The sequence below is a fragment of the Variovorax sp. P4_D9 genome (genome assembly GCF_056401695.1).
This window is the reverse complement of the sequence record NZ_JBFUIU010001354.1, coordinates 1-1,619: the sequence shown is the minus strand read 5'-3', so window position 1 is coordinate 1,619 and position 1,619 is coordinate 1. Positions and strand designations below refer to the sequence as shown.

Annotated in this window: 3 protein-coding genes and 1 pseudogene; 3 read left to right on the top strand and 1 reads right to left on the bottom strand. The window is 60.6% G+C overall.

Annotated elements, in window-relative coordinates; genetic code table 11:
* Positions 1-64 precede the first annotated feature (64 nt).
* Positions 65-274, bottom strand: a pseudogene (locus AC1DY5_RS54860) (IS3 family transposase); the annotation flags it as partial.
* Between the two features lie 101 nt (positions 275-375).
* Between AC1DY5_RS54860 and AC1DY5_RS54855 the strand changes: the two are divergent.
* From AC1DY5_RS54855 to AC1DY5_RS54845, 3 genes are all read left to right on the top strand, one after another.
* On the top strand, positions 376-567 hold the full coding sequence (locus AC1DY5_RS54855; RefSeq protein WP_478122567.1) for a DUF5372 family protein: 192 nt from the start codon (positions 376-378) through the stop codon (positions 565-567).
* A gap of 231 nt (positions 568-798) precedes the next feature.
* Positions 799-1,314, top strand: coding sequence for a helix-turn-helix domain-containing protein (locus AC1DY5_RS54850; protein WP_478122566.1), 516 nt, complete (start codon positions 799-801; stop codon positions 1,312-1,314).
* A gap of 49 nt (positions 1,315-1,363) precedes the next feature.
* Entirely contained in the window at positions 1,364-1,567 is a 204-nt protein-coding gene (locus tag AC1DY5_RS54845) for a hypothetical protein (protein ID WP_478122565.1), read from the top strand.
* The last annotated feature ends 52 nt before the right edge of the window (positions 1,568-1,619 follow it).

The window sequence follows — 1,619 nt, the reverse complement described above, 5'->3', positions numbered from 1 at the left end:
GGGCGGCACCACGCGCCTCTTGATGACTGACCTTGCCCTTGGAATCCGTATCCCATAGCCGAGCTCATGAGTTGGCTTGCCTTGGTTGATTGGCAAGCCAGTCCTGCTCGAACTGCATCGGGCTGACGTAGGCCAGCGTCGAGTGAAGTCGAGTGCGGTTGTACCAGAGAAGCCACGCAACGGTTTCGTCCTTGGCCTCGCGTCTGGTTTTGAAGCGTTTCCCGTGCAGCCGCTCCACTTTCAAAGACCCGAATAGGGTCTCGCTGCACGCGTTGGAGCGAGCAGGCAACTGCGCCGCATGGGAACGTTGAGCGCCGACCTTTTCGGGTGACGCATCCGCACCATCCATTGTTTGGCCAGGAGTTTGATCTGGTCATGCGCGGCGTGAACTGGCATGAGGACAGGGCCTGCTTCCATGACCGCGCTGGCCGTGTGCGCTCCTTGCCGGCGAGCTGGACTGACCTTGTCGCCGAGGATCCCTTCAACGCAGTGGCCGCCGGGCGAGCCGCGTTCCGGCTCCAGGAACTGCTCGATCTGGTGCAGCTCATCGGGAGATTGAAGCCATGAATCGATGTCTCCAATGTAAGGACAAATATGTTCATGTTGTAAAGATAATCATGTGCATCTCATTGATTGAGTCCAACCGCACCCGGTTGTATTGTTTCTTGCTGCCTTGCATTGTTCACCTTGAGATATTGATTGAATTGACTGGCAAGCTGATGAATTGCCTTGACATCGACGGCATTATGCTCATAATCATGTTTACAGTAGAAGACCGGTCAAATCTGAGGAGCTTGCATGCCAGAAGATCGAAGCAAGCAAGATGCCTTGCGCCAACACGCCACGCTCAACCCACGTCCTGCCGGCGTCACTCACTCGCTGTTCGCAACCAGCGAGTTCTTCGATCCCCACGACCTGTTGCAGGTCAAGTACGAGATGCTGCGGCTCGTCAGCGTCGACAAGCGCTCGATCAGCGAAGCGGCCAAGTCCTGCGGCTTCTCGCGTCCCTCGTTCTACCAAGCCCAGGCCGCCTTCGAGCAACACGGCTTGGCGGGCCTGATCGCGAGCAAGCCCGGACCGCGCGGCGCCCACAAGCTCACGCCGGTGGTGATGCAGTTCCTGACAGAGGCGCGCGCCGCCGACCCGGGCGTGCGGGCCGAGCACTTGGCCGCGTGGGTGCGCAAGCGCTTCGGTGTACAGGTCCATCCGCGCAGCATCGAACGGCAGCTGCTGCGCAAAAAAAACCGCGCTGAATTCGTCGTGCGCTTCGCCCTCGCGTGCGCCGCGCAACGATGGCCTGATCGCCCGCTATGAAGAACTGCGACGCCAGGTGCTCGGGCGCTCCGGCGCGCAGGGGCATGGCTTGGCGCTGCTCATGCGTCGCGGCGTGAGTGCCTGGATGCAGGCGTGGAGTCAGTGCGTGGCGCCGCCGCCAGTGACGGTGGTGCCGCTTGCGCCGGTGCAAGGGCCGGATGACCAAGGCATTTGCCCTGTGCAACTGCACACGGAGGTGGCGACGCTCTTGGCCAACATGGTTCTGTTCGCCCGTCAGGAGTTTCCCGCATGATGAACGATYCGCATCAGAAGGTGCAGGCCAGCCACCTCAAGCGTAATGCCTA